Source organism: Kitasatospora sp. NPDC057595 (genome assembly GCF_042800875.1).
In the GTDB taxonomy this organism is placed as follows: Bacteria; Actinomycetota; Actinomycetes; order Streptomycetales; family Streptomycetaceae; genus Kitasatospora.
The window spans coordinates 1-20,744 of record NZ_JBHVGL010000043.1; the positions used below are offsets into that span (position 1 = coordinate 1).

The 20,744-nt window shown below is 75.9% G+C and carries 20 protein-coding genes; 6 read left to right on the forward strand and 14 right to left on the reverse strand.

Annotated features, from left to right (window positions below; all coding sequences use genetic code 11):
* Positions 1–202: 202 nt before the first annotated feature.
* Positions 203–1,681 carry an MFS transporter gene (locus ACFU9E_RS34570; protein ID WP_380689735.1) on the forward strand — a complete coding sequence of 493 codons (1,479 nt, stop codon included), beginning with the start codon at positions 203–205 and terminating at the stop codon, positions 1,679–1,681.
* Between the two features lie 167 nt (positions 1,682–1,848).
* Complete coding sequence (locus ACFU9E_RS34575) at positions 1,849–2,952, forward strand: hydrolase (protein ID WP_380689737.1); 1,104 nt, start codon at positions 1,849–1,851, stop codon at positions 2,950–2,952.
* Between the two features lie 73 nt (positions 2,953–3,025).
* Here the strand turns inward: ACFU9E_RS34575 and ACFU9E_RS34580 are convergent, their stop codons facing one another.
* From ACFU9E_RS34580 to ACFU9E_RS34590, 3 genes are read right to left on the reverse strand one after another with little or no spacing between them, the layout of a single operon-like run.
* A complete protein-coding gene (locus tag ACFU9E_RS34580; RefSeq protein ID WP_380689163.1) occupies positions 3,026–4,045 on the reverse strand; it encodes a DUF6081 family protein in 1,020 nt (339 codons plus the stop codon).
* On the reverse strand, positions 4,042–4,743 hold the full coding sequence (locus ACFU9E_RS34585; protein WP_380689165.1) for an HAD family hydrolase: 702 nt from the start codon (positions 4,741–4,743) through the stop codon (positions 4,042–4,044). The genes ACFU9E_RS34580 and ACFU9E_RS34585 overlap by 4 nt, the downstream gene beginning before the upstream one ends.
* Positions 4,740–5,696: a pseudouridine-5'-phosphate glycosidase gene (locus ACFU9E_RS34590; protein WP_380689167.1), complete on the reverse strand. Its 957-nt coding sequence runs from the start codon at positions 5,694–5,696 to the stop codon at positions 4,740–4,742. The genes ACFU9E_RS34585 and ACFU9E_RS34590 overlap by 4 nt, the downstream gene beginning before the upstream one ends.
* Positions 5,697–5,892: 196 nt before the next feature.
* Here ACFU9E_RS34590 and ACFU9E_RS34595 point away from each other — a divergent pair, with 196 nt between their 5' ends.
* Entirely contained in the window at positions 5,893–6,972 is a 1,080-nt protein-coding gene (locus tag ACFU9E_RS34595) for a DUF6081 family protein (protein ID WP_380689169.1), read from the forward strand.
* A gap of 89 nt (positions 6,973–7,061) precedes the next feature.
* Here ACFU9E_RS34595 and ACFU9E_RS34600 read toward each other — a convergent pair whose 3' ends face one another.
* The 3 genes from ACFU9E_RS34600 to ACFU9E_RS34610 form a co-directional block, all read right to left on the reverse strand.
* Positions 7,062–8,129, reverse strand: coding sequence for an aldo/keto reductase (locus tag ACFU9E_RS34600; RefSeq protein WP_380688370.1), 1,068 nt, complete (start codon positions 8,127–8,129; stop codon positions 7,062–7,064).
* Between the two features lie 47 nt (positions 8,130–8,176).
* Positions 8,177–9,064 (reverse strand): nitroreductase/quinone reductase family protein, encoded by an 888-nt coding sequence (locus ACFU9E_RS34605; RefSeq protein WP_380688367.1) that lies wholly within the window; start codon positions 9,062–9,064, stop codon positions 8,177–8,179.
* 90 nt (positions 9,065–9,154) lie between these two features.
* Complete coding sequence (locus tag ACFU9E_RS34610) at positions 9,155–10,108, reverse strand: DUF6081 family protein (protein ID WP_380688364.1); 954 nt, start codon at positions 10,106–10,108, stop codon at positions 9,155–9,157.
* A 126-nt stretch (positions 10,109–10,234) separates the two neighbouring features.
* Between ACFU9E_RS34610 and ACFU9E_RS34615 the strand changes: the two genes are divergently transcribed.
* Together ACFU9E_RS34615 and ACFU9E_RS34620 are read left to right on the forward strand one after the other, a co-directional pair.
* A complete protein-coding gene (locus ACFU9E_RS34615; protein WP_380688362.1) occupies positions 10,235–11,254 on the forward strand; it encodes an acyltransferase domain-containing protein in 1,020 nt (339 codons plus the stop codon).
* Positions 11,255–11,652: 398 nt separating this feature from the next.
* On the forward strand, positions 11,653–12,321 hold the full coding sequence (locus tag ACFU9E_RS34620) for an NTP transferase domain-containing protein (RefSeq protein ID WP_380688360.1): 669 nt from the start codon (positions 11,653–11,655) through the stop codon (positions 12,319–12,321).
* Between the two features lie 65 nt (positions 12,322–12,386).
* On the opposite strand, the gene ACFU9E_RS34625 is transcribed toward ACFU9E_RS34620, so the two are convergent.
* The 7 genes from ACFU9E_RS34625 to ACFU9E_RS34655 form a co-directional block, all read right to left on the reverse strand.
* Complete coding sequence (locus ACFU9E_RS34625) at positions 12,387–13,337, reverse strand: MBL fold metallo-hydrolase (protein ID WP_380689531.1); 951 nt, start codon at positions 13,335–13,337, stop codon at positions 12,387–12,389.
* A 5-nt stretch (positions 13,338–13,342) separates the two neighbouring features.
* Complete coding sequence (locus ACFU9E_RS34630) at positions 13,343–14,350, reverse strand: aromatase/cyclase (RefSeq protein ID WP_380689525.1); 1,008 nt, start codon at positions 14,348–14,350, stop codon at positions 13,343–13,345.
* A 64-nt stretch (positions 14,351–14,414) separates the two neighbouring features.
* Positions 14,415–15,200 carry an SDR family NAD(P)-dependent oxidoreductase gene (locus tag ACFU9E_RS34635; RefSeq protein ID WP_380689527.1) on the reverse strand — a complete coding sequence of 262 codons (786 nt, stop codon included), beginning with the start codon at positions 15,198–15,200 and terminating at the stop codon, positions 14,415–14,417.
* A 42-nt stretch (positions 15,201–15,242) separates the two neighbouring features.
* On the reverse strand, positions 15,243–15,500 hold the full coding sequence (locus ACFU9E_RS34640; protein ID WP_380689529.1) for an acyl carrier protein: 258 nt from the start codon (positions 15,498–15,500) through the stop codon (positions 15,243–15,245).
* Positions 15,497–16,834 (reverse strand): ketosynthase chain-length factor, encoded by a 1,338-nt coding sequence (locus ACFU9E_RS34645; RefSeq protein WP_380715652.1) that lies wholly within the window; start codon positions 16,832–16,834, stop codon positions 15,497–15,499. The genes ACFU9E_RS34640 and ACFU9E_RS34645 overlap by 4 nt, the downstream gene beginning before the upstream one ends.
* Positions 16,831–18,093, reverse strand: a complete 1,263-nt coding sequence (locus ACFU9E_RS34650; RefSeq protein ID WP_380685968.1) for a beta-ketoacyl-[acyl-carrier-protein] synthase family protein — start codon at positions 18,091–18,093, stop codon at positions 16,831–16,833. The genes ACFU9E_RS34645 and ACFU9E_RS34650 overlap by 4 nt, the downstream gene beginning before the upstream one ends.
* 38 nt (positions 18,094–18,131) lie before the next feature.
* Positions 18,132–18,389 (reverse strand): acyl carrier protein, encoded by a 258-nt coding sequence (locus ACFU9E_RS34655; protein ID WP_380685970.1) that lies wholly within the window; start codon positions 18,387–18,389, stop codon positions 18,132–18,134.
* Positions 18,390–18,563: 174 nt separating this feature from the next.
* Between ACFU9E_RS34655 and ACFU9E_RS34660 the strand changes: the two genes are divergently transcribed.
* Positions 18,564–19,616 carry a ketoacyl-ACP synthase III gene (locus ACFU9E_RS34660; RefSeq protein WP_380685972.1) on the forward strand — a complete coding sequence of 351 codons (1,053 nt, stop codon included), beginning with the start codon at positions 18,564–18,566 and terminating at the stop codon, positions 19,614–19,616.
* Between the two features lie 74 nt (positions 19,617–19,690).
* On the opposite strand, the gene ACFU9E_RS34665 is transcribed toward ACFU9E_RS34660, so the two are convergent.
* The gene (locus ACFU9E_RS34665) at positions 19,691–20,692 is read right to left on the reverse strand and encodes an RNA ligase family protein (RefSeq protein WP_380685974.1); all 1,002 of its coding nucleotides are present in this window, start codon (positions 20,690–20,692) and stop codon (positions 19,691–19,693) included.
* Between the last annotated feature and the right edge of the window lie 52 nt (positions 20,693–20,744).

The following is a 20,744-nucleotide window of genomic DNA, read 5'->3' on the forward strand; positions in this document are numbered from 1 at the left end:
CGGGCACCGGCGTGCGCTTCAACCGCGCCGCCACCCTCGGCATGAGAAGCAGCATCGCACGGACCGCCTCATCGGCACTCAGACCACCCCCGGGCACGGCGTCGGACGCGTGTTCCGTTGACATCCCTCCACCCCTCCTCATAACTTTGCTTTCAAAGCAAAGTCTCTGTCCGCTCCCCCAGAGTACCGGAAGGGGCGTCCCATGCCCGTGCCCCGGCCAGCATCCGAGCAGTTCAACCCCCGTCGCTGGGCCGCCCTGGTGGTCACCATGGCGGCCACCGTGATGGACCTGATCGACGGAACGGTCCTCCAGGTCGCCTTACCCACGCTCCGCCGCGAGTTGCACGCCTCCTCGACCCAGCTCGAATGGGCCATGGCCGGATACACCCTGGCCTTCGCCTCCGGCATGATCACCGCCTCCCGGCTCGGCGACCGCTACGGCCGGCTCAAGGTCTTCCAGGCCGGGCTGGTCGCCTTCACCCTCACCTCGCTGGTCACCGGCCTCTCCGTCAACCCGGAGATGCTGGTCACCGTCCGGATCCTCCAGGGCGCCTCCGCCGCCCTGATGGTGCCGCAGGTGCTCGCGATGCTCCGGGTCGAGTTCCCGCCCGTCGAGCAGCAGCGCGCGGCCACCGTCTACGGCCTGACCTTCTCGATCGGCGGCGTCGGCGCCCCGCTGCTCGGCGGCCTGCTGCTGAACGCCGACCTGTTCGACCTCAGCTGGCGGCCGATCTTCTTCGTCAACGTGCCGGTGGGCATCGCCGCGCTGATCGGCACCGTGCTGCTCTGCCGCGACTCCCGCTCCGAGTACGCCTCCAGCACCGACGTGCGCGGCCTCGTACTCGCCACCGTCGCCGTGCTCGCCCTGCTCTACCCCCTGGTCGAGGGCCGCACCCTGGACTGGCCGTGGTGGACCTTCGTCGTCATGGCCGCCTGCCCGGTGCTGCTCTGGCTCTTCGGCCGCTACGAACGCACGGTCGTCGCCCGCGGCCACACCGCGCTGATCGACCCGGCGCTGCTGCGCGAACGGGCCGCCCTCGGCGGGCTCTCGGTCGCCGTGCTGTTCTTCGCCGGCGCCGCGTACCCGGTGGTCCTGACCGTCCACCTGCAGAGCACCGTCGGCTTCTCGCCGCTGCACACCGCGCTCACCATGGTGCCGGCCGCCGTCGGCGTCGGCCTCTTCTCGCCGTTCGCCACCAAGCTGCGCCAGCTCGGCCGGCCGCTGGCGGTGGTCGGCTGCCTGGTGCTCGCCGCGGGCATGGGCCTCACCACCCTCGCGGTGGTCCGCTACGGCACCGGGCTGCACTCCTGGCAGCTGATCCCGGGTCTGCTGGTCGGCGGCGTCGGCATGTCGATGGCCTCGGGCGTCCTGATCGCCACCGTCCTGGCGAAGACGCCGGGCCACCACGTGGGCGCCGCGGCCGGGCTGGTCAACACGGCCATCCAGATCGGCACCGCCTCCGGCGTGGCGCTGCTCGGCACCGTCTACTTCGGCCTGCTGGACGGCGGCCACCCGCCGATCCGCTCCGCCGCGACCGGCCTGCTGGTCGTCGTCGGCCTCTACCTGCTGGCCGCCCCGGCCGCGATGATCCTCCCCGGCGGCCGTCTGGTCTTCATGGCCGCCCGCCCCCCGCAGCAGACCCCCCAGGAACCGGCCGACGCCGGGGCCGCCAAGGCCTGACCGCGGCCCGCACGGACGCAGCGGCGTCGGCGGAGGGGCCGCACCGGTCCCCGCGCTCCTTCCGCCGACGGCGGGCGGGCGCGACCGGAGGTCCAGTGGGTCTCCACCGGGCGGAGGGAGGCTGCGCTTCTCCACCGTTCTCCACCGTCCCGGAGGGAAGTGCCGCCGTGAAGGAGCATTCCGACCTGACCGAGGTGTGCCGGCTGGCCTCGACGCACGCGCAGCGGGCCGAGCGCGAGTACCGGCTCGTCCCCGAGGTCGCCGAGGCCGTCCGGGAGGCCGGGTTCGCCCGGCACTTCGTCCCCGCCGCGTGGGGCGGCGACGAGGGCGGCTTCGGCACCTGTCTCGACGCCGTCGCCGAACTGGCCCGGCACGACCCGTCCGCCGCCTGGTGCGCGTCGATCGCCGCGACCCTCGGCCGGATGGCCGGGTTCCTGCCCGAGGAGGGCCGGCGCGCCCTCTGGGCGGACGGCCCGGACGCCCTGGTGGCGGGGGCTCTGGTGCCCGCCGGCACGGCCGTCGCCGTGGACGGCGGCTGGCGGCTCGAAGGCCGCTGGTCCTACGTCAGCGGCATCGACTCCTCCGACGCCGCGCTGCTCGCCTGCCTGGTGCCGGTTCCCGGCGGCGGGCCGGACGAGCGGGAGGCGCGGTTCCTGCTGGTGCCCCGCCCGGCCTACCGGGTCGAGGAGACCTGGCGGACCGTCGGCATGCGCGGGACCGGCAGCCACACCCTGGTGCTGGACCCGGTGCACGTCCCCGCCGGGCACACCTTCACCACCGGCGAGCTGCTGGCCGGACGCCCGGCCGGCGCGGCGCCCGCGCCGCTCGCCGTCGCGCTGCGCGACGTCAGCGGGCTGACCTTCGCCGCTCCGGTGCTGGGCGCGGTCCGCGGCGCGCTGGACGCGTACGGCGCCGCCGCGGTCCGCCGCAAGCCCTCGGCCGCGGCCGAGTCCGCGCTCGCCCGGGCCGCCGCCACCACCGACGCCGCCGCGCTGCTGCTGGCCCGGGCCGCCGAGGACGCCGACCGGGGTGAGCGGGGCGAGTGGCGGGGCGCCCGGGCGCAGCGCGACCAGGCGGCCGCCGCCGAGCTGCTGCTGGCCGCGGTCAACGGGCTGGCCGCGACGGCCGGCACCGGCGCGCTGCAGGAGGAGGCGCCCTTCCAGCGGTTCTGGCGGGACGCCACCACCGGCGCCACGCACGCCGTCCTGCAGTGGGAGCCGGCCGCGCACCGCTTCGCGACCGCCGAGCTGGCCGGCCGCCGGGCGGGCTGACACCCCGGTGCACACGGGAGGGGGCTGCGGGCCGGTGCCCGCAGCCCCCTTCGCGCTGCCGTGCGGTGGCCGGTCAGCCGGCCGGTTCGTCGGTGACGGTGTAGTCCCCGACGGTCAGCTCGGCGCCCTGGCCGAAGAGCCTGCTGCTCTCCAGGCTCTCCTCGTCGACGAAGGCCTGCTCGTGCGGCTCGCCGGCGTCGGGGCGGAAGTAGGTGGTGGCCCGGGAGAGCCTGACCAGGCCGCGCCCGGTCGGCCAGGAGCCGTCCAGCAGGCTCAGCATGCCCATTCCGAAGCTGAGTTGGCGCGGCTCGACCACCGTCAGCTCGCCGCCCTCGTCGAGGGTGAGGGTCTCGCGGGCGAGCGGCAGGCCGATCCGGTCCACCCGCAGCACCTCCTGATCCTCCAGCAGCCAGCGGACCGCGCCGGCGGCGCGGTCGTAGGAGATCCGCACCCGGTGGCGGTCGTCCGGGGTGCGGTCGAGCAGCGGCACGGTGCAGGCGAAGGAGCCGTACCGGCCGAGCAGGCGGCGGGCGAAGTTGGTCCGCCCGTAGAAGGCGTACAGCCGGCGGTTGGTCAGGATGAAGTCGAAGGCGACCGAGGTCTCCGGGTCGATGGTGTTCAGCATGGCGCCGGCGAGCCGCAGGTCGTCCTCGGGGTCGCGGACGGCGTCGCCGAACGGGTGGCCGGCGGTGCCGTAGGTGCGCCCGGAGACGGTGGCGGAGACGGACAGCACCCGGCCGGGGAGGGCGTCGAAGCCCTGGAAGCCGGAGGCGGCGGTGCGGTTGACGTAGGCGATCCACTTGGCGTGGTCGGCGAAGCCGGGCACCACCCCGGCCTGGCCGCGCTCACTGGGCACGGTCCGGGTGTAGGCGGGCTCGCCGGTCTCCGGGTGGCGGCCACGGGAGGCCAGGCGCAGGCCGTCGCCGGTGACGGTGAGGTCGGCGTCGTCGGCGATCAGCTCGGGCGTGGCCTGCACGTGGCGCCAGCGGGCGTCGGGGCCGGTGGCGGCCAGGCCGTCCCGGAAGTCGTCCCGGAAGAGCACGGCGGCGTCGGTCGCGGCGGCGGTGTCGGGGGTGCGGGCGGGCGGGTTCATCGCGGCTCCTCGGGTCGGGTGGTCGGTGCGGCCTGGGCGAGCAGGAGGTCGACGACCTCGGCGAAGGATCCGACGACCGGGTCCGCTCCGGCGGCGGTCAGTTCGGCGGCGGTCGCCGCGCCGTACGAGACGCCGATGACGCGCATGCCGGCGGCGCGGCCCATGCCGACGTCGGCGACGCCGTCGCCGACCACCACGCAGGAACCGGCCGGCAGGCCGAGGCGCTCGGCGGCGTACCGGGCCATCGCCGGGTGCGGCTTGCCGTGCTCGACGCTGTCGTGGCCGGCCACCGCGGTGAAGGCGTCGGCGGTGCCCATCAGGGCGAGGATCTTCTCGGCGGCCCCGCGCGGCTTGGAGGTGGCGACCGCGAGCCGCAGCCCGGCGGCGGTCAGCCGGCGCAGTCCCTCGGGCACGCCCGGGTAACAGAGGGCGGCGCCGGCGGCCGTCAGGTGGGCGCGGAAGCGGGCCTGGTAGTCGGCGGCGGCAGCGGCCACCTCGGGGCCGTCGGCCGGTCGGCCGAGCAGCCAGGCGAGGCTGGGCTCCAGCGGCAGGCCGACGGTCGCGCGCAGCTCGTCCGGGTCGGGGCGCACCCCGCGTTCGGCGAGGACGGCGGTGAGCAGGGCGGTGATGGCCCCCGGGGTGTCGGCGAGGGTGCCGTCGAGGTCGAACAGGACGCCGGCCGGCGCGCCGCCCGTCATGCCCGCTCCCCCTCCGGCCCGGATCCGGGCTCGGAGTCGGAATCGGAGTCGGCGAGGGCCGCGAGCGCGACCGACAGCTCGCCGGCGAGGGTGGCGGTGCTCAGCAGCAGGGAGCGGCCGGCCTTCGCGGTACGGCCCTCGGTGGCCCGGGAGACCGCCTTCATCAGGAACGGACTGACGGCGTTGCCGGTGACCCCGGCGGCGTCCGCCTCGGCGAGCGCCCGCTCGATCGCGGTCTCCACCACGACCGCGTCCAGCGCGTCCTCCTCCGCGACCGGCGTGGTGAGCAGGACCGTGCCGCCGCCGTTGACCTCCCAGTGCGCCCGGACGGTGCGCGCGGCCTGGCGGACGTCGTCCACCCGGTGGACCGGGACGTCGGTGGCGCGCGCGTAGAAGGCGGGCAGCCGGTCGGTGCCGTAGCCGAGCACCGGCACGCCGGCGGTCTCCAGGTACTCGGCGGTGAGCCGGGCGTCGAGGATGCTCTTGGCGCCGCCGGAGACGACGGTGATCCGGGTGCGGGTGAACTGGAGCAGGTCCGGCGAGATGTCGAAGGTCTGCTGGGCGCGGCGGTGCACGCCGCCGATGCCCGCGGTGGCGAAGACCGGGATGCCGGCCCGCTCGGCGATCACGATGGTGCCCGCCACGGTGGTGGCTCCGGCGCCGCCGCCGGCCAGCACCGGTCCGATGTCGCGGGCGCTGACCTTGGGCACGCCGGGGGTGGTGCGCAACCGCTCGATCTGCTCGGCGTCGATGCCGACGAGCAGCCGGCCGTCGAGGATGCCGATGGTGGCGGGCACGGCGCCGCCGTCCCGGACGGCCTTCTCGATGGCGAGGGCGGCGTCGACGGACGGCGCGTTGGTGATCAGCGAGGATTCGAGCGCGACCACCGGCCGCCGCTCGGCCAGTGCGGTGCCGACTTCCTCGGTGATGGCGAGGAGCTGGTCCACGGCCATCGCCTCCTTTCCGGACAGGGCTGGTCGTCGTGGGTGTCCGCAGCCTGGCCGGGGCGGCTGGAGCTGTGGTCGAGCGGGCGTGGAGGGGGCGGTTCGACCGGAATTCGAGGGGGCGTGGACAGAGTGTGCGGCGCACCGCCCGCGGTCCTCGGGGCCGCTCCTCGGTACTCAGTGATCCGATGCACAGGGAGACGCGTTGAACGGGAAAATGAAGGCGGCGATCGGCGTCGCGATGACCGTGGCCAGCGTGGCCGGGGCCGGCGGAACCGCCGGCGCGGCCACCGGCGCGGACAGCGCCGACCGGCGGTCCGGGCAGGTCCTCTTCCACGACGAGTTCCGCGGCGGCTTCGACACCGCCCAGACCTGGCAGCTGGGTTCGTCGAAGACCGCGACCGGCCAGACGCTGCCGCAGGGCGACGGCGTGATCACCGCCGGGCGCCGTGGCATCACCGTGGTGCCGACCGGTACCAACCCGGTCACCGGCCGGCCGGCCTTCGCCGCGACGACCGACCAGAACGCGACCGGGTTCGGCGGCGGCACCGGCGACCACCTCAAGTGGGTGGCGCAGCCCCGGCGTTCCTCGGCCAACGGCGTGCCGGTCCCGGACACCGGCGCGCTGCTCTGCTCCAGCAAGCTGTCCGTCCAGGCGGACTACGTCGACCAGCACCCGTTCGGCGACGCGGTCGCCGACCCGCAGAGCGACCCGCGGCTGGCCAGCGCGACGCTGATCTCGGTCGACCACACCACCCACACGGTGGCCAACCTGACGGTCACCAACGGCGAGATCCACGCGGTGTACGAGCGGCTGCCGATCCCCGGCAGCACCTATGCCGCGTACCACTTCTCCGTCCCGGTCGCCAAGCGCACCCCGGGCCGGACGGACACCCTGGAGATCAAGTTCGACCGCGGCGGGCAGCGGGTCACCTGGCTGGTGAACGGCAAGGACGTGCTGTCCACCGACCGGATCGGCACGCTGGCCTTCGACCGCAAGTACCTGCGGCTGGACCACGGCGGCACGCCGGAGCAGGTCCGGGCGAGCTCGGTGCAGTGCGGCCTGGGCACCGGCAACCTGCTGGACGGCGCCGGCGGGGTGAAGGACCGGGACAAGCGCGGCCTGGTCCGCCTCGACAAGGAGCAGGACTTCTACTACCAGCCGTCGCAGGGCGCGCCGGCCCAGCAGAGCTTCCTGGACGACAGCAGCCTGGAGCGGAACCGGCTCTGGGGCCAGGGCGTGACGCTGAACGTGCGCTCGTTCGACATGCGGTACGTGAAGTAGGCACGGGCGAGGGCCGGACGGGGCCGCGGACCTCCTGGTCCGCGGCCCCGTCCGCGTGCGCCCCGGTGAGCGCCGTGCGGCATGCGCCGTCAGCGCGCGGCGCTGCCGTAGAGGTCGTCGGCGACGGCGCGGCGCACGGTGGTGCGCCGGTCGTCGACCAGTTCCCACTGGTCGCCGTAGATCAGCCGGACCATCGCGGGGAAGCGCAGGAAGGCGTGCGGGAACCCGGCCGGCACCGCGCTGACCCGCTCCAGCGCGGTCAACTGCTCCTCGTCGAGCGCCAGTTCCGCGGCCGAGAGGTTCTGCCGCAGCTGCTCCTCGGAGGTGGCGCCGACCAGCGGGATCACCGTGCCCGGGCGCGAGCGCAGCCAGGCGAGCGCGACCTGCGCGGGCGGGCGGCCGACCGCCTCGGCGACGGCGAGGACCTCGCGGACGATGTCGTCCCCCTCGCCGCGGGCCCGGCCCCAGGAGACGGTGTCCAGCCGCCCGGTGCCTCCGGTCAGGTACTTGCCGGTGAGCCGGCCGTCGGCCAGCGGGCCCCAGGCGAGCACCGGGAGGTCGAAGGCGTGGGCCATCGGCAGGAGTTCGCGTTCGGCGGTGCGGTCGAGGAGGTTGTAGTGCAGCTGGAGGCCGACGAAGGCGGACCAGCCGCGCAGCTCGGCGAGGGTGTTGGCCTGGGCGACCTCCCAGGCGGGCCAGTCGGAGACGCCGATGTGGAGCACCTTCCCGGCGCGGACGACGTCCTCCAGGGCGCGCATCACCTCGGGCACCGGGGTCAGGGTGTCCCGGGCGTGCACCCAGAGCAGGTCCAGGTGGTCGGTGCGCAGCCGGCGCAGGCTCGCCTCCAGGGAGGTGACGAGGTTCTTGCGGTGGTTCCCGGCCGAGTTGAGGTCGCCCGGCCGGGTCTGCATCGTGTACTTGGTGGTCAGCACGAACCGGTCGCGGCGGCCGGCGAGGAGTTCGCCGAGCCTCGACTCGGCGGTGCCGTCTCCGTACTCGTTGGCGGTGTCGATCAGGTTGCCGCCGGCGTCGGCGTACAGGTCGAGCAGGCGGCCGGGGACCTCGGGGGGCAGTTTCCAGTCGGTGCCGAAGGTCATGGTGCCGAGGGCGAGTTCGGAGACCCTCAGGCCCGACTTGCCGAGCAGCGTGTAGCGCATGTCAGCACGCTCCGTGGTTCGGGGGCCCCGGCCAGCCCGGGGCCCGGTCAGGATGGACGGGACACGTCCAGCGCCGGCAGCAGGTGCTCCTCCTCGTAGGCGAAGTGCTCCTCCAGGCCGTTGATGGCCCGGTCGAGCTCCGCCCGGAGTTCGGCGACGTCGCCGCCCTCGGCCGCGAGGCCGCGCTCCAGCACCTCCTCCAGGCGGGCGAGCGCCTGCTCGACCACCTTGTGCTCCTCGCGCAGCCGGGTGATGGCGGGCGCGAGGTGCGGGAACTGCCGCTCGAAGGCGGTGAAGGAGCCGTCCTCGCGGGTGTGGTGCATCTGCAGTCCGTAGCAGAACGTCAGGCAGCGGCGGTGCAGCTGCCGGGTCAGGTCGGCGGCCGGACGGGGGGCGCCCTCGCCGTCGAGCGCGGCCTCGACGGCGGCGCGGACCTCGGCGAGCTCGGTGCGCAGCTCGTTGTGGTGGATGATCAGCTGGCGGCCGATCATCTTGTTGCGCTCGTTGTCGGTGGAGAGGTCCAGCGGGTGCAGGGCGACCACGGGGATGACCCGGGTGGTCTTCTCCTGGTACTCGCGGAACGCGGGGCTGATGGTGCTCTGCAGCTCGTACAGCCGGTCGCGTTCCTCGCCCTCCAGGACGACGGCGCGGGTGGCGAAGGGCTTCACCTGCCCCTCGTCGGTGCCGATCTCCATGGTGACCTGGGGCGAGGCCACCAGGTTGTGGTACCAGTCGGGGTGCTCCGGGCTGCCGAGGTTGGAGGCGAACACCAGGTAGCGGCCGCCGTCCCGCAGGTAGATCGCCGGGTTGGTGTGCGGCTTGCCCGTACGGCGGCCGGCGGTGGTGAGGACCACCATCGGGGCGCCGTCGAACATGCCGCCCACCTTCCCGTTGTTCTCCCGGAACTCCTTGATGATCCGTTCGTTCCAGCTCATGAGGGCGCTCCAATCGTTTGCTTTGAAAGCAAAGGTAAGCTAACGGGGCCGCCGGTGCCTGTCAACACCCGGCCGCACCCGCGCGCCCGGTCACGCGCTCGCCCGCACCGTCAGCTCACGCACCCTCAACTCGGCTCCGGCGCCGAACAGTCGGCTCTCCGGGCGGCTGTGCTCGTCGACGAAGGCCTGCGGCACCGGGGCACCGGCCCGCACGTCGGCGTAGTGGCTGGGCTCGGCGTCCAGCCGCACCAGGGCGCGCCCGTCCGGGCCCGCGCCGTCCAGCAGCGTCAGCACCGCCAGCCCGGCGGCCAGTTGGCCGAGCCTCAGCGGCTCCCCCGGCTCGCCGCCGTGGTCCAGCAGCAGGTGCCGGCGCCCCGGCAGCAGGTGGCCGATCCGGTCCACCGCCAGCACCTGCGCATCGTCCAGCAGCCAGGTCACCCGGGTGCCGGAGCGGTCCACCTGGACGGCGCAGCGGTGCCAGGCCCCGGGTGTCCGCTCGGCCACCGGCACCGCGTGGCTGAACGCGGCGCGGGGCGGGGCGGCCGGGTCGGCCGGGTCGGCGCCGGGACGCGGCGGCAGGCACTCGTAGAGCGCGTACACCCGGGTGTCGGTGAGCAGGAAGTCGAAGACCGTCCGGCTCACCGGGTCGGTGGCCACCAGGCCTGCCGCCGCCAGCCGCGGGTCGGCCGCCGGGTCGGCGACCGCCGTGCCGAACGGGTGCCGGCCGGTGCCCGGGAAACGTGCGGACAGCACCGCGCCCACCGTCAGCGTGCCCCCGGCCGGCAGATCGAACCCCGGCAGCCCGGAGCGGGCGGCGTGCCGCACCAGAGCCGTCCACTTCAGGTGGTCGCCGCGGCCGCCGCCGGGCGCGTTCGGCGAGCGGGTGGCCGTGAAGACCGGCTCGCCGGTGACCGGGTCGGTGCCCGAGGAGCGCACCGCCAGGCCGTCCGCCGAGGTGGCGGCGACCCCATCGCCACCGGCCTGCCAGAGCGCGTCGGTGTCGAACCCGGCGCGGAAGTCGTCATGGAACAGCACGTCCGTCACGCCGTCACCCTCGCGGCGCGGACAGGATTCTGGCTTGAGCCCCGGTCCACCCCGGGTCAAGGCACCCCCCGCACGCTCCCGACGACGACCAGCGGCCGACGGCCGACGCCCCATGACCCGTGACCCATGACCCATGACGACCCACCGGAGACGACGATGACCGAGTACCGCCGGACCGTCCTGCTGCTTCCCGGCCAGGGCGCCCAACGCGAACGCATGGCCGCCGGCCTGTACGGCGGCGAACCGGTCTTCACCGCACACCTGGACCGGTCGTTCGCCGCCCTCGGCGCGCGCGGCGAGCGGTTGCGCGAGGCCTGGCTGCGGCCCGCCCCCGACCCGGCGATGGACGACGCCGCGACCGCCCAGCCGCTGCTGCTGGCCGTCGGCCACGCGCTCGGCCGGGCCGTCGAGGCCGCCGCGGGCCCGCCCGCGCTGCTGCTCGGGCACAGCGTCGGCGAGCTGGCCGCCGCGGCGCTCGCCGACGTCTTCCCCGCCGACCGGCTGGCCGTCCTCGTCGACGCCCGCAGCGGCGACCTCGACCCGGGCACCCGCGGCGGGATGCTCGCCGTCGCCGCCGCCCCCGCCGACCTGCCGGCCCGGCTCGGCCCCGGCGTCGCCCTCGCGGCCGTCAACGGCCCCCGGCAGACCGTGCTCGCCGGCCCGTCCGCCGCCCTCGCCGCCACCGCGGAGCGGCTGCGCGCCGCCGGCCACACCGTCCGCGCCCTGCGCTCCGGCCACGCCTTCCACTCCCCCGCCCTGGCACCCGCGGCCCACCGCTTCGGCACGGCGCTCGCCGGACTCGGCCCGCGACCGCCGCGCACCACCGTGCTCTCCGCGTGCACCACCGCCGAGGTCCGCCCCGAGGAGGCCCGCGACCCGCGGTTCTGGGCCGGCCAACTCGCCCGCCCGGTCCGCTGGTGGCCCGCGCTGTCGGCCCTGCTCGACCGCTCCGGCACCAGCCCCGGCCTGCTCCTGCTGGACGCGAGCCCCGACCGCAGCCTCTCCACCCCCGCCCGCCACCACCCCGCCGTCCGCTCCGGCGCCACCGTCGTCGCCCCGCTCCTCGCCGCCCCCCTGCACACCGGCACCCCCGCCGACCTCACCGCCTTCCGCGCCGCCCTCGCCCGTCTGCCCCACCGGCCCTGACCCGGGGCGGCGAGCCCCACGCGCGGCCGGCGGACACCCCGGCCCACCGCGACCCGAGCCACCACCCCGCACCGCCACGCCTGACCCCGGTCCGCGAGACCCGAGCCGTGTGACCGGCGACCACCGTCACCGCGGCGCGAGAAGAACGGCAACCACCCGAGGAGGCGGTGGCGGGAGCGTCGCGGACAGCGGACAGCGGACGACGGACGGCCCACCCCGCAGCTCGCCGGCCCGCTCCGGGCCAACGGCCCGCACCGTCCCCGCGTCGGCGCATCGCCGGACCGGACGAGGACGCCGACCCGGGCCGCCGAAACAACCCGAGGGCGTCCGCGGCCCCGGGGCCGGTGCTCCAGCGGGGGTGCAGGGGGGCTCCAGAGGGCGGGTGGACGGTGGGGGGTATGACAGCTGAGCCGTATCGGGAGAACGTGCTCTGGTCGGTGGTGCTGCCGGTGCGGCCCTTCGGGGTGGCCAAGCAGCGGCTGGCCCGGCACAGTGGGCGCCACCATGCCGAGTTGGCGCACGCGTTCTATCTGGACACGCTGCGGGCGGTGCGGGCCACGCCCGGGGTCGGGCTGGTGCTGGTGGTGACCGGCGATCCGCTGGCCGCCCGGCAGGCGCACACCCTCGGGGCGGCGGCGGTGCCGGAGGAGCGGGCGGCCGGGCCGGACGCGGCCGCCCTCGCCGGGGCCTCGGCGCTCGCCCCGGACAGCCCGGTGGCCGTGCTCGCCTCCGACCTGCCCACCCTGCGGTCCGAGGAGCTGGCGGAGCTGTTGGCCCGGGCGCGGCGCCACCGCCGGACCAGGGTCGCCGACCACACCGGCGCGGGCACCACGGTGGTGACGGCACTGCGGGCCGCCGAACTGGTCCCGGCGTTCGGGCGGGCGGCCGGAGCCGGGGAGCCGGTGCTCGCCGCCGGACCGGGTCTGCGGCTGGACGTCGACACCCCCGCCGACCTGGCCCGGGCCCGCGCCCGGGGGCTGGGCCTGTTCTCCGCCGCCGTCCTCGACACCTGGGTCCGCCCACCGGCCGCCCGCACCCGCACCCGCCGCACGGGCGTGCCGGTCTGACGCGCGCACGGCCCCGGCCGGAAGGGGCCGGGGCCGTGCGCGCGGGCGGAGGGCGGGGGCGGACGTCAGGCGTAGCAGGCGGGCAGACGCCCTCCGTTGTGCTCCACCATCTCCCCGAAGATCCGCACCACGTCCAGCGCGGCACCCTCCGCCGCGCCGGTCAGCTCGGCGAACGCACGGTGCAGGTTGCCGACCACCCGCTCGCCGTCCAGCCAGTGCGGGAAGGGGCCGGGGCCGGCGTCGCGGGCGGTCTCCAGCGGGCTCAGCCCGGCGGCCAGGCCCGCCTCGGCGGTGCGCAGCAGCCACTCCAGGTAGGCGGCCGTCTCGTCCAGCAGTTCCGGTCCGGCGACCGGCCCGTGGCCCGGGACGACCGTCCGGGGGGCGAGTTCGCGCAGCCGGTCCAGGGTGCGCAGGGTGCCGCGCACCGAGCCCATCAGCAGGAAGGGCGTGCAGCCGGAGAGCAGCACGTCCCCGGCGAACAGCACGCCGTCCTCCGGCAGCCAGACCAGGGTGTCCCCGGTGGTGTGCGCGGGCCCGAAGTGCAGGAGTTCGACGGGCCGTTCGCCGATGTGCACGGCGAGCCGGTCCCGGTAGGTGAGCTGGGGCAGCCGCACCTCGACACGGCCCCAGTCGACGGCGGGCCAGAGTCCGGTGAGGCCGAGGCCGGCTTCGGCCATCTCGCGGCGGGCGTTCTCGTGGGCGACCACCGCCGCCTCCGGCGCCGCGACCCCGGCGCCGAAGACGTGGTCGCCGTGGAAGTGGGTGAGCACCAGCAGCCGGGGCGGGACGGCGGTCAGACCGGTCAGGGTCTCGCGCAGCCGGCGTGCCCGCCGTTCGGTCGCGGCCGTGTCGACGAGCAGGCTCTCGCCGCCGCCGAGCACCACGCCGGCGTTGCTGAGGCACCAGCCGCCGGGATCCTGGACGTGGGCGAACACGCCGTCGGCGACCTCCTGGACGCGGATCCGGTCGCCGTCCGGGGCGCTGCCGTGCAGGGCACCACCGGGCGCCGCGGGCAGCCCGGTCACCGCGACGCCCCGGAGGCGGCGGCCGAGGCGTCCGCGACGAAGGAGCGCGCCCACTCCAGCGTGCGCAGGCTGTTGCCGCCGAGCGCCGCCCGCACCCGTGCCCGCACGGCCGCGAGGTCGGGCTCGGGGCCGAACAGCCGGGGCAGGGCCGCCGCGTCGAGGGCCACCCGGTGCACGGCGGTGACGGCGGTGCCCGCACCGTGGGGACGGAGGATCCACTCACCGCTGTGGCCGAGCAGGCCGGCCGGCGGGGTGGTCTGCTTGTAGACGATCCGCCGGTGCGGGAAGCAGAGCCGCACCGAGCGGGTCCGGTGCTCCGAGCCGTCGTCGGCGCGGGTGTCCATGGTCAGCCACTGGACCTCGGCCCCGCCGGTGACCGGCGTCGCGGCGGCGGTGTCCAGCTCGACGGCCGCCACGTGCGGCAGCCGGTCCGGCCACAGGTCGGCCCGGTACAGGACGTCGTAGACCGCCTCGGGCGGGCCGGCCACCTCCACCCGGTCCTCGAAGGAGAAGACCAACTCCTCCAGCGGTTCCGGACGTTCGGCCCAGGAGCGGACGGCGCCGATCTCCTGCCCGCTGTTGCCGTCCAGCGCCCGGGCGATCAGCTCGGACTGCTCGGGCGCGCCGGCGGTGGCCCACTCGTGGCCGAGCACCAGCCGGGTGGTGCTCTCGCCGTCGGACCCGCGCGCGAACTCCCAGTGGCCGCCCATCCAGGTGACCGGGGGGCTCGGGGTCTCCTGGCGGAAGTCGATCCGCAGCCGTTCGCGGTCGAGGGTGCGCAGCGACGTCCAGCTGCGCACCTCCTCGCCCACGACGGCCCACAGCCGGATCCGTTCGGAGTCGAGGTCGGACTCCAGCACGTCGGCGGCGACGCAGGGCGGGAAGAGCAGCGGCCAGCGGGTGACGTCGGCGATCAGCCGGAACGCCCGGTCGGCGGGGGCCCGGAGGTCGGCGGTGTGCTCGGCGGTGCGGCGCAGCGGTGGTGCGGGCGGTGGTGTGGTCATGGCTCTCTCCGTCGCAGGGGTCGTCCGTGGTCGGGGGCGGCAGGCGGGGGTTTGAAGACGGGCCCTAGTAATTGCCCAGGCCGCCGCAGATGTTGAGCGCCTGGGCGGTGATCGGCGCGGCCTCGTCACTGACCAGGTAGCCGACGAAGGCGGCGACCTCGGCCGGGTCGGTGTAGCGGCCCAGCGGGATCTTGGCGAGGAACCGCTCCAGCACCTCCTGCTCGGTGACGCCCCACAGCGCGGCGAAGCCCTGACGCACGCCCTCGGCCATCGGGGTCTCGACGTAGCCGGGGCAGACCGCGTTGACGGTGATGCCGCTCTTGGCGAGCTCCAGGCCGAGCGCCTTGGTGAACCCGACCACGCCGTGCTTGGAGGCGGAGTACGGCGCCCCGTAGAGCACACCCTGCTTGCCGCCGGTGGAGGCGATGCTGATGATCCGCCCGCTCGCCCGCTCGCGCATCCGGCCGGTGGTGAGCACCTCCCGGGTGACCAGGAAGACGCTGTTGAGGTTGGTGTCGATGACGTCGTACCAGGTCTCGTCGGGCAGGTCGGCGGTGACTCCGCCGCCGCCCCGGCCGGCGTTGTTCACCAGCACCTCCACCGGGCCGTACCGCTCGACGGCGGCCGCGACCCAGGCCCGCACCTCCTCGCGCGACCGCACGTCGCAGGCGGCGCCGTCCGCCGTCAGGCCCTGCTCGCGCAGTTCCCCCACGGTGGCGGCGACCTGCCCGGCGTCCCGGGCGGCGAGGAAGACGGGGTGGCCGCGCCGGGCCAGGGTCTCGACGACGGCCCGGCCGATGCCCCGGGTGGCCCCGGTGACCAGGGCCGCTCCGCGCTGCTGCTGCGCCATGCCGGTGCTCCTCTCTCGAACGCGAAATGGGTGGGCGTTCGCTCAGGCCGCTTCGGCCGTCGCGCTGTTCACCAGGTCGAGCAGCTGGCGCGGGGTCTCCACCGCGGCCACCACCTCGTCGGCGAGGTCGGCGCCGTAGCGGCGGGCGATCACCGCGGCCGTCTCCAACAGGGCCAGCGAGTCGTAGCCGAGGTCGGTGAACGGCAGGTCCAGGGCCTCGGGGTCGATGCGGGTCTGCTCGTCCTCGCCCGCGCACTCGGCGAGGATGCCGCGCAGGTCGTCGAAGGTCAGGCGGCTCATGGCCGGTCCTCCCGGGAGGGGTCGGGGTCGGGTTGGCGGGTCGCCCGGGGGGCGTCCGGGGCGGGGGCGCGCACCACGAGGGCGGAGTTGAAGCCGCCGTGGCCGCGGGCCAGCACCAGCGCGGCGCGCACCCGGGCCGGGCGCGGTTCGCCGCGCACCAGGTCGAGCCGGTGGCCGGGCACCGGCCGGCCGATCCGCGCGGCCGGCAGCACGCCGTCGCGGATCGCCAGCAGGGCGGCGGCGGTGTCCAGCGGCGGGCCGCCGCCGGTGAGCCGGCCGGTGAGAGTCTTGGGCACGCTCACCGGGACGCCGTACGGGCCGAACAGCGCCTCGACGGCCGCCGCCTCGGCGTCGTCGCGCTCGCGGACGCCGGCGGCGTCGGCGAACACCACGTCGATGTCGTCGGTGGCCAGGCCGGCGTCGGCGAGCGCGAGCCGGGCGGCCCGCTCCAGCCCGGGCGGGCGGCCGGAGCCGGGCGCCGGGTCGAAGGTCGCCGCGTAGCCGGCGATCTCGCCGTACACCTGGTGGGCGCCGCGCGCGGCGGCGGCCGTGCCGCTCTCCACGATCAGGACGGCGCCGCCCTCGCCGGGCACGTGGCCGGCGGCCTCGGTGTCGAACGGCAGGTACGCCCGCTCCGGGTCGGCGACCAGGGAGACCCCGCCACCGGACAGGTGGGCGAGCAGCCCCCAGGGGTCGAAGGCGGACTCCACGCCGCCGCTCACCACCAGCGCGCCGCCCCGGCGCAGGGTGCGCCGGGCGTGGCCGAGCGCGTCCAGGCCGCCCGCCTGGTCGGCCACCAGGACGCTGCTCGGGCCGCGCATGCCGTGCCGGATGGAGATCTGGCCGGTGTTGGCGGCGTAGAACCAGGCGAAGGACTCGTAGACGCTGACGTGCTGGGGGCCCTTGGTCCACAGCTTGCGCGCCTCGCGGTGGGTGAACTCGAAACCGCCGGTGGCGTTGGAGGTGACCACGCCCATGCCGTACTCGGGCAGTGCGGCCGGGTCGGCCCCGGCGTCGGCGAGCGCCCAGTCGGCGGCGGCGACCGCGAGCCGGGTGACCCGGTCGGTCTGCGGCAGCAGCCGGCCCGGCAGGTGGGCGGCGGCGTCGAAATCGGGGATCAGCCCGGCCAGGCGCACCGGGTACCGGGAGGCGTCGTAGGCGGTGATCGGGCGGATCCCGCTCTCGCCGCGCAGGGTCGCCGCCCACCAGGCCTCGGTGCCGAGGCCGTTGGGCGCGGCCACGCCGATGCCGGTGACCACGGCGGTGTCCGGCGCGCTCGCGGCGCCGGCCGCCGGGCCGGTGGCGACGGCCGCTCGGGTGTCCGGGCCGCTCATGCCGCGTCCGCCCGGGTCAGCACCATCGCGCTCTGGAAGCCGCCGAAGCCGCTGCCGACCGACACCACGGTGTCCAGCCGGGCCTCCCGGGCCTCGTTGGGCACGTAGTCGAGGTCGCACTCGGGGTCGCGCTCGTGCAGGTTGGCGGTGGGCGGGACGGCCCCGTACTCCATCGCCAGCGCGCAGGCGGCGATCTCGATGGAGCCGATCGCGCCCAGCGAGTGGCCGACCATCGACTTGATCGAGCTGACCGGGACCCGGTAGGCGTGGTCGCCGAGCGCCAGCTTGAAGGCCGTCGTCTCGTGCCGGTCGTTCTGCTTGGTGCCGGAGCCGTGGGCGTTGACGTAGTCGACCGCCTCGGGTGCCCGGCCCGCCTCGGCCAGCGCGTACCGGATCGCCTCGGCCATCTCCCGGCCGTCCTTCTTCAGCCCGGTCATGTGGTAGGCGTTGCAGCGCGTGGCGTACCCGGAGAGCAGCCCGTAGACGTGCGCGCCGCGGGCCCGGGCGTGCCCCAGCTCCTCCAGGACGAACATCGCGGCGCCCTCGGCGATCACGAACCCGTCGCGGCCCCGGTCGAAGGGACGCGAGGCGTGGGCCGGGTCGTCGTTGCGCGCCGAGGTGGCGCGCACGGCGTCGAAGCAGGCGACGGCGATCGGCGAGATCGGGGTGTCCGCGGCGCCGGCCAGCATGATGTCCGCGCTGCCCTCGGCGATCAGGTCGCGGGCGTGGCCGACGGCGTCCAGCCCCGAGGTGCAGCCGGTGGAGACCACGGTGGCCGGGCCCTCGGCACCGACCGTCCAGGCCACCTCGGCCGCCAGCGAGCTCGGTACGAAGGCGTCGTACAGGTGCGGCGACAGGTAGGCGCCGTCGACCTCCCAGTTCCGGCCGCTGTCGCTGAGGACCAGGTACTCCTGTTCCAGGGTGGTCGTGCCGCCGACGGCACTGCCGACGCTGACGCCGACCCGGTGCGGGTCCAGCGCGGCGAACTCCAGTCCGCTGTCGGCGATGCACTCGCGGGCGCTGACCACGGCGAACTGGGCCGCCCGGTCGAGCCGCCGAACCTCCCGGGGGGTCAGTCCGTGCAGGGCGGGGTCGAAGTCCACCTCGGCCGCCACCCGCGAGCGGAAGCGGGCGGGGTCGAAGAGCGAGATGGTCCTGGTGGCGGTGCGCCCGGAGACGAGCAGGTCCCAGAACGCCTTGCGGCCGATCCCGCCGGGTGCGACCACACCGATCCCGGTGATGGCGACGCTTCGGTTCACAACCGGTCCTCCTTCCTTCCGTCGGCCTTCGGCACCCGTCAGTTCGCGGCGGGGACGCGGGCGTCGACGTACGCGATGAAGGCGGCCGGCGTCTTCAGGTCGTCGAGGTCCTCGTCGGGGATGGCGACGTCGTAGTCGTCCTGGATCCGGACCGCGATCTCGTAGACCACGATGGAGTCGAAGCCGAGGTCGCCGAACTCGCTGTCGACCGAGGCCGCGTCGAGCTCGCCGCCGTCGGTGCCCTCGAAGCACTTCGCCACGATCTGCTGGAAGTCGGTGAGCGTGAAGCCAGCCATGGGGTTTCCGTTTCCTTCCGTTCGGTGAACACCGCCACGGTCGGCGCCCCGGCTGGGGCTGCGGTCGAGCCGCGCTGGACAGTGGCCGGGGTGCAGGGCTCCAGCCGGGTTCCAGGGCCGGTCGGGAGGCTGGCCGCGGAGTTCCGACGCGAGCCGCGTGAAGGGGAGTCGACGATGGCCGAGCAGGGGACGGGGCGGGGCGCGGAACGGCCCGGGCGGCCGCGGCCGGAGGGGCTGCGGGCCGCGCCCGCGGGCCACAGCCGGCTGCTCGGGGTCGGCGGGTACCGGCCGCACCGGGTGGTCGGCAACGCCGAACTGGGCCGGATGATCGGGCACCCGGAGGAGTGGATCACGGGCCGCAGCGGCATCGTGGAGCGCCGGTTCGCCGGGCCGGAGGAGACCCTGGCGGTGATGGGCGCGGCGGCCGCGGAGAAGGCGCTGGCCCGGGCCGGGGTGCGGCCCGCCGACATCGACCTGGTGCTGCTGGCAAGCACCTCCAACATGCTGATGACCCCGCCGACCGCCGTGCGGATCGCCCATGAGCTGGGCGCGGACGGCGCCACCGGGATCGACCTCTCGGCCGCCTGCGCGGGCTTCTGCCACGCGCTGGCGCTGGCCGCCGACTCGATCGGCTCCGGCAGCGCCGGGCACGTGCTGGTGGTGGGCGCCGAGCGGATGACCGACATCGTCGACCCGACGGACGACTCGATGGCCTTCCTGTTCGCCGACGGCGCCGGCGCGGCCGTGGTCGGTCCGGCGGACCGGCCCGGGATCGGGCCGGTGTCGCGGGCCGCCAACGGCCGGTACTTCGACTCGCTGCGGATGTCGCGCGGCTGGGACGCCTACGCCGGCGCGCCCGGCACGACGGAACGGCCCTGGCTGCGGATGGACGGCCGGCGGGTGTTCCGCTGGGCGATGGAGGAGGTCTGCCCCGGGGCGCGCCGGGCGCTGGACGGCGCCGGGGTGGCGCCCGGGGAGCTGGACGTGTTCGTGCCGCACCAGTCCAACGCCCGGATGATCGACCTGATGGCGGAACGGCTGGGGCTGGGCCCGGACACGGCCGTCTCCTACGACGTCGCCCGCACCGGGAACACCTCCTCGGCCTCGGTGCCGCTGGCCCTGGAGGCGCTGCTGGAGACCGGCGCGACCGGTCCGGGCGACACCGCCCTGCTGGTCGGCTTCGGCGCCGGCCTCAACTACGCGGGCCAGGTCGTCCTGCTGCCCTGAGCACCCGCGGGCCCGGCGAGCGGCGCCCCGGCCCAGGCGGTGCGGCCCAGGCGCCCCGGCCCAGGCGGTGCGGCTCAGGTGGTGCGGCGGTCCTCGGCGTCGAAGTGGGCGAGGGTGGTGGCGGCCGGGGTGAGGGCGTGCCGGAGGGCGAGACGGGTGGGGGCGGGGAGGCCGCCGAGGGCTTCGGCGAGTTCGGCGGCGACGTCGTGGGCGATCTCGGCGGCGACGGCGTCCGGCGGGGTGCGGGGGCCGAGCTTGCTGACGGCGGCGGCCGCGCGGGTGGGGGTGAGCAGGGCGGCGGCCTGGACGAGGAGCCAGGCGGGGACGCCGGCCGCGCCGTCCGGTGGCGGCAGGTAGGGGCGGGCGCCGTCGAAGCGCTCGTCCTCGGCGAAGGCCGGCTGCTTGACCTTCAGCAGCGGCCGGGGCCCGGCCTCGGGCGCCCAGGGCCCGGCCGGCTTGAGGACGTAGCCCTCGGCGAGGTTGCCGGGCAGCTCGGGCAGGCCGAGCAGGGCGGGGACGCGGCTGGGGAAGGTGGCGGGCAGGTCCTGGAGCGCGGTCAGGGCGCCGTGGCCGAGGGCGGGGACGCAGGTCAGCCCGGCGGCGGTCGCGGCCTCGCGCAGGTCGCGGTCGGCGAGCCAGCACCGGCCGTCGGCGGTCTCCGCGGTGGCGTCGAAGGGCAGCCAGTGCAGCCCCGGCGCGTACCAGACACCGGTCTGCACCGGCTGGACGCCGTCGACGGCGGGAACCTCCGGGTGCGGGTAGCCGCCGCCGGCGAGTTCGCCGTAGACGGTCACCACGGCGGCGGGGCCGGAGCTCTCGCGCACCGCCGCCGCGAGGCGGGCCGCCGCGACGGCGAGCGCGGGCCAGATCCGGCTGACGCCGAAGAAGTCGTCGAGCGCGTCGTCGCCGAGGAGTTCGCGCCGCTTCGCGGGCCGCACGCCCTCCCGGTCGCAGACGACGGCGAAGTGCGCGCCGTGCACCTTCTCCGCCGCGACCCAGCCGCGGGCGCCGGAGGCGGCGACGCCGCCGCGCGCCGAGATCTTGGGGTAGGGGTGCAGGACGGGATCGGCGCTCATGCCACGGATCATCACCGGCCCTCCGCCGCCCGCGCAACGGGTTTCCGGGCGG

Coding starts and splice junctions, on each gene's coding strand:
- ACFU9E_RS34630 (WP_380689525.1), bottom strand. CDS start 14,350: ATGACCACACCACCGCCCGCACCACCGCTGCGCCGCACCGCCGAGCAC.
- ACFU9E_RS34585 (WP_380689165.1), bottom strand. CDS start 4,743: ATGACGGGCGGCGCGCCGGCCGGCGTCCTGTTCGACCTCGACGGCACC.
- ACFU9E_RS34620 (WP_380688360.1), top strand. CDS start 11,653: ATGACAGCTGAGCCGTATCGGGAGAACGTGCTCTGGTCGGTGGTGCTG.
- ACFU9E_RS34655 (WP_380685970.1), bottom strand. CDS start 18,389: ATGGCTGGCTTCACGCTCACCGACTTCCAGCAGATCGTGGCGAAGTGC.
- ACFU9E_RS34570 (WP_380689735.1), top strand. CDS start 203: ATGCCCGTGCCCCGGCCAGCATCCGAGCAGTTCAACCCCCGTCGCTGG.
- ACFU9E_RS34660 (WP_380685972.1), top strand. CDS start 18,564: ATGGCCGAGCAGGGGACGGGGCGGGGCGCGGAACGGCCCGGGCGGCCG.
- ACFU9E_RS34605 (WP_380688367.1), bottom strand. CDS start 9,064: ATGAGCTGGAACGAACGGATCATCAAGGAGTTCCGGGAGAACAACGGG.
- ACFU9E_RS34640 (WP_380689529.1), bottom strand. CDS start 15,500: ATGAGCCGCCTGACCTTCGACGACCTGCGCGGCATCCTCGCCGAGTGC.
- ACFU9E_RS34645 (WP_380715652.1), bottom strand. CDS start 16,834: ATGAGCGGCCCGGACACCCGAGCGGCCGTCGCCACCGGCCCGGCGGCC.
- ACFU9E_RS34615 (WP_380688362.1), top strand. CDS start 10,235: ATGACCCATGACGACCCACCGGAGACGACGATGACCGAGTACCGCCGG.
- ACFU9E_RS34635 (WP_380689527.1), bottom strand. CDS start 15,200: ATGGCGCAGCAGCAGCGCGGAGCGGCCCTGGTCACCGGGGCCACCCGG.
- ACFU9E_RS34580 (WP_380689163.1), bottom strand. CDS start 4,045: ATGAACCCGCCCGCCCGCACCCCCGACACCGCCGCCGCGACCGACGCC.
- ACFU9E_RS34590 (WP_380689167.1), bottom strand. CDS start 5,696: ATGGCCGTGGACCAGCTCCTCGCCATCACCGAGGAAGTCGGCACCGCA.
- ACFU9E_RS34600 (WP_380688370.1), bottom strand. CDS start 8,129: ATGCGCTACACGCTGCTCGGCAAGTCGGGCCTGAGGGTCTCCGAACTC.
- ACFU9E_RS34665 (WP_380685974.1), bottom strand. CDS start 20,692: ATGAGCGCCGATCCCGTCCTGCACCCCTACCCCAAGATCTCGGCGCGC.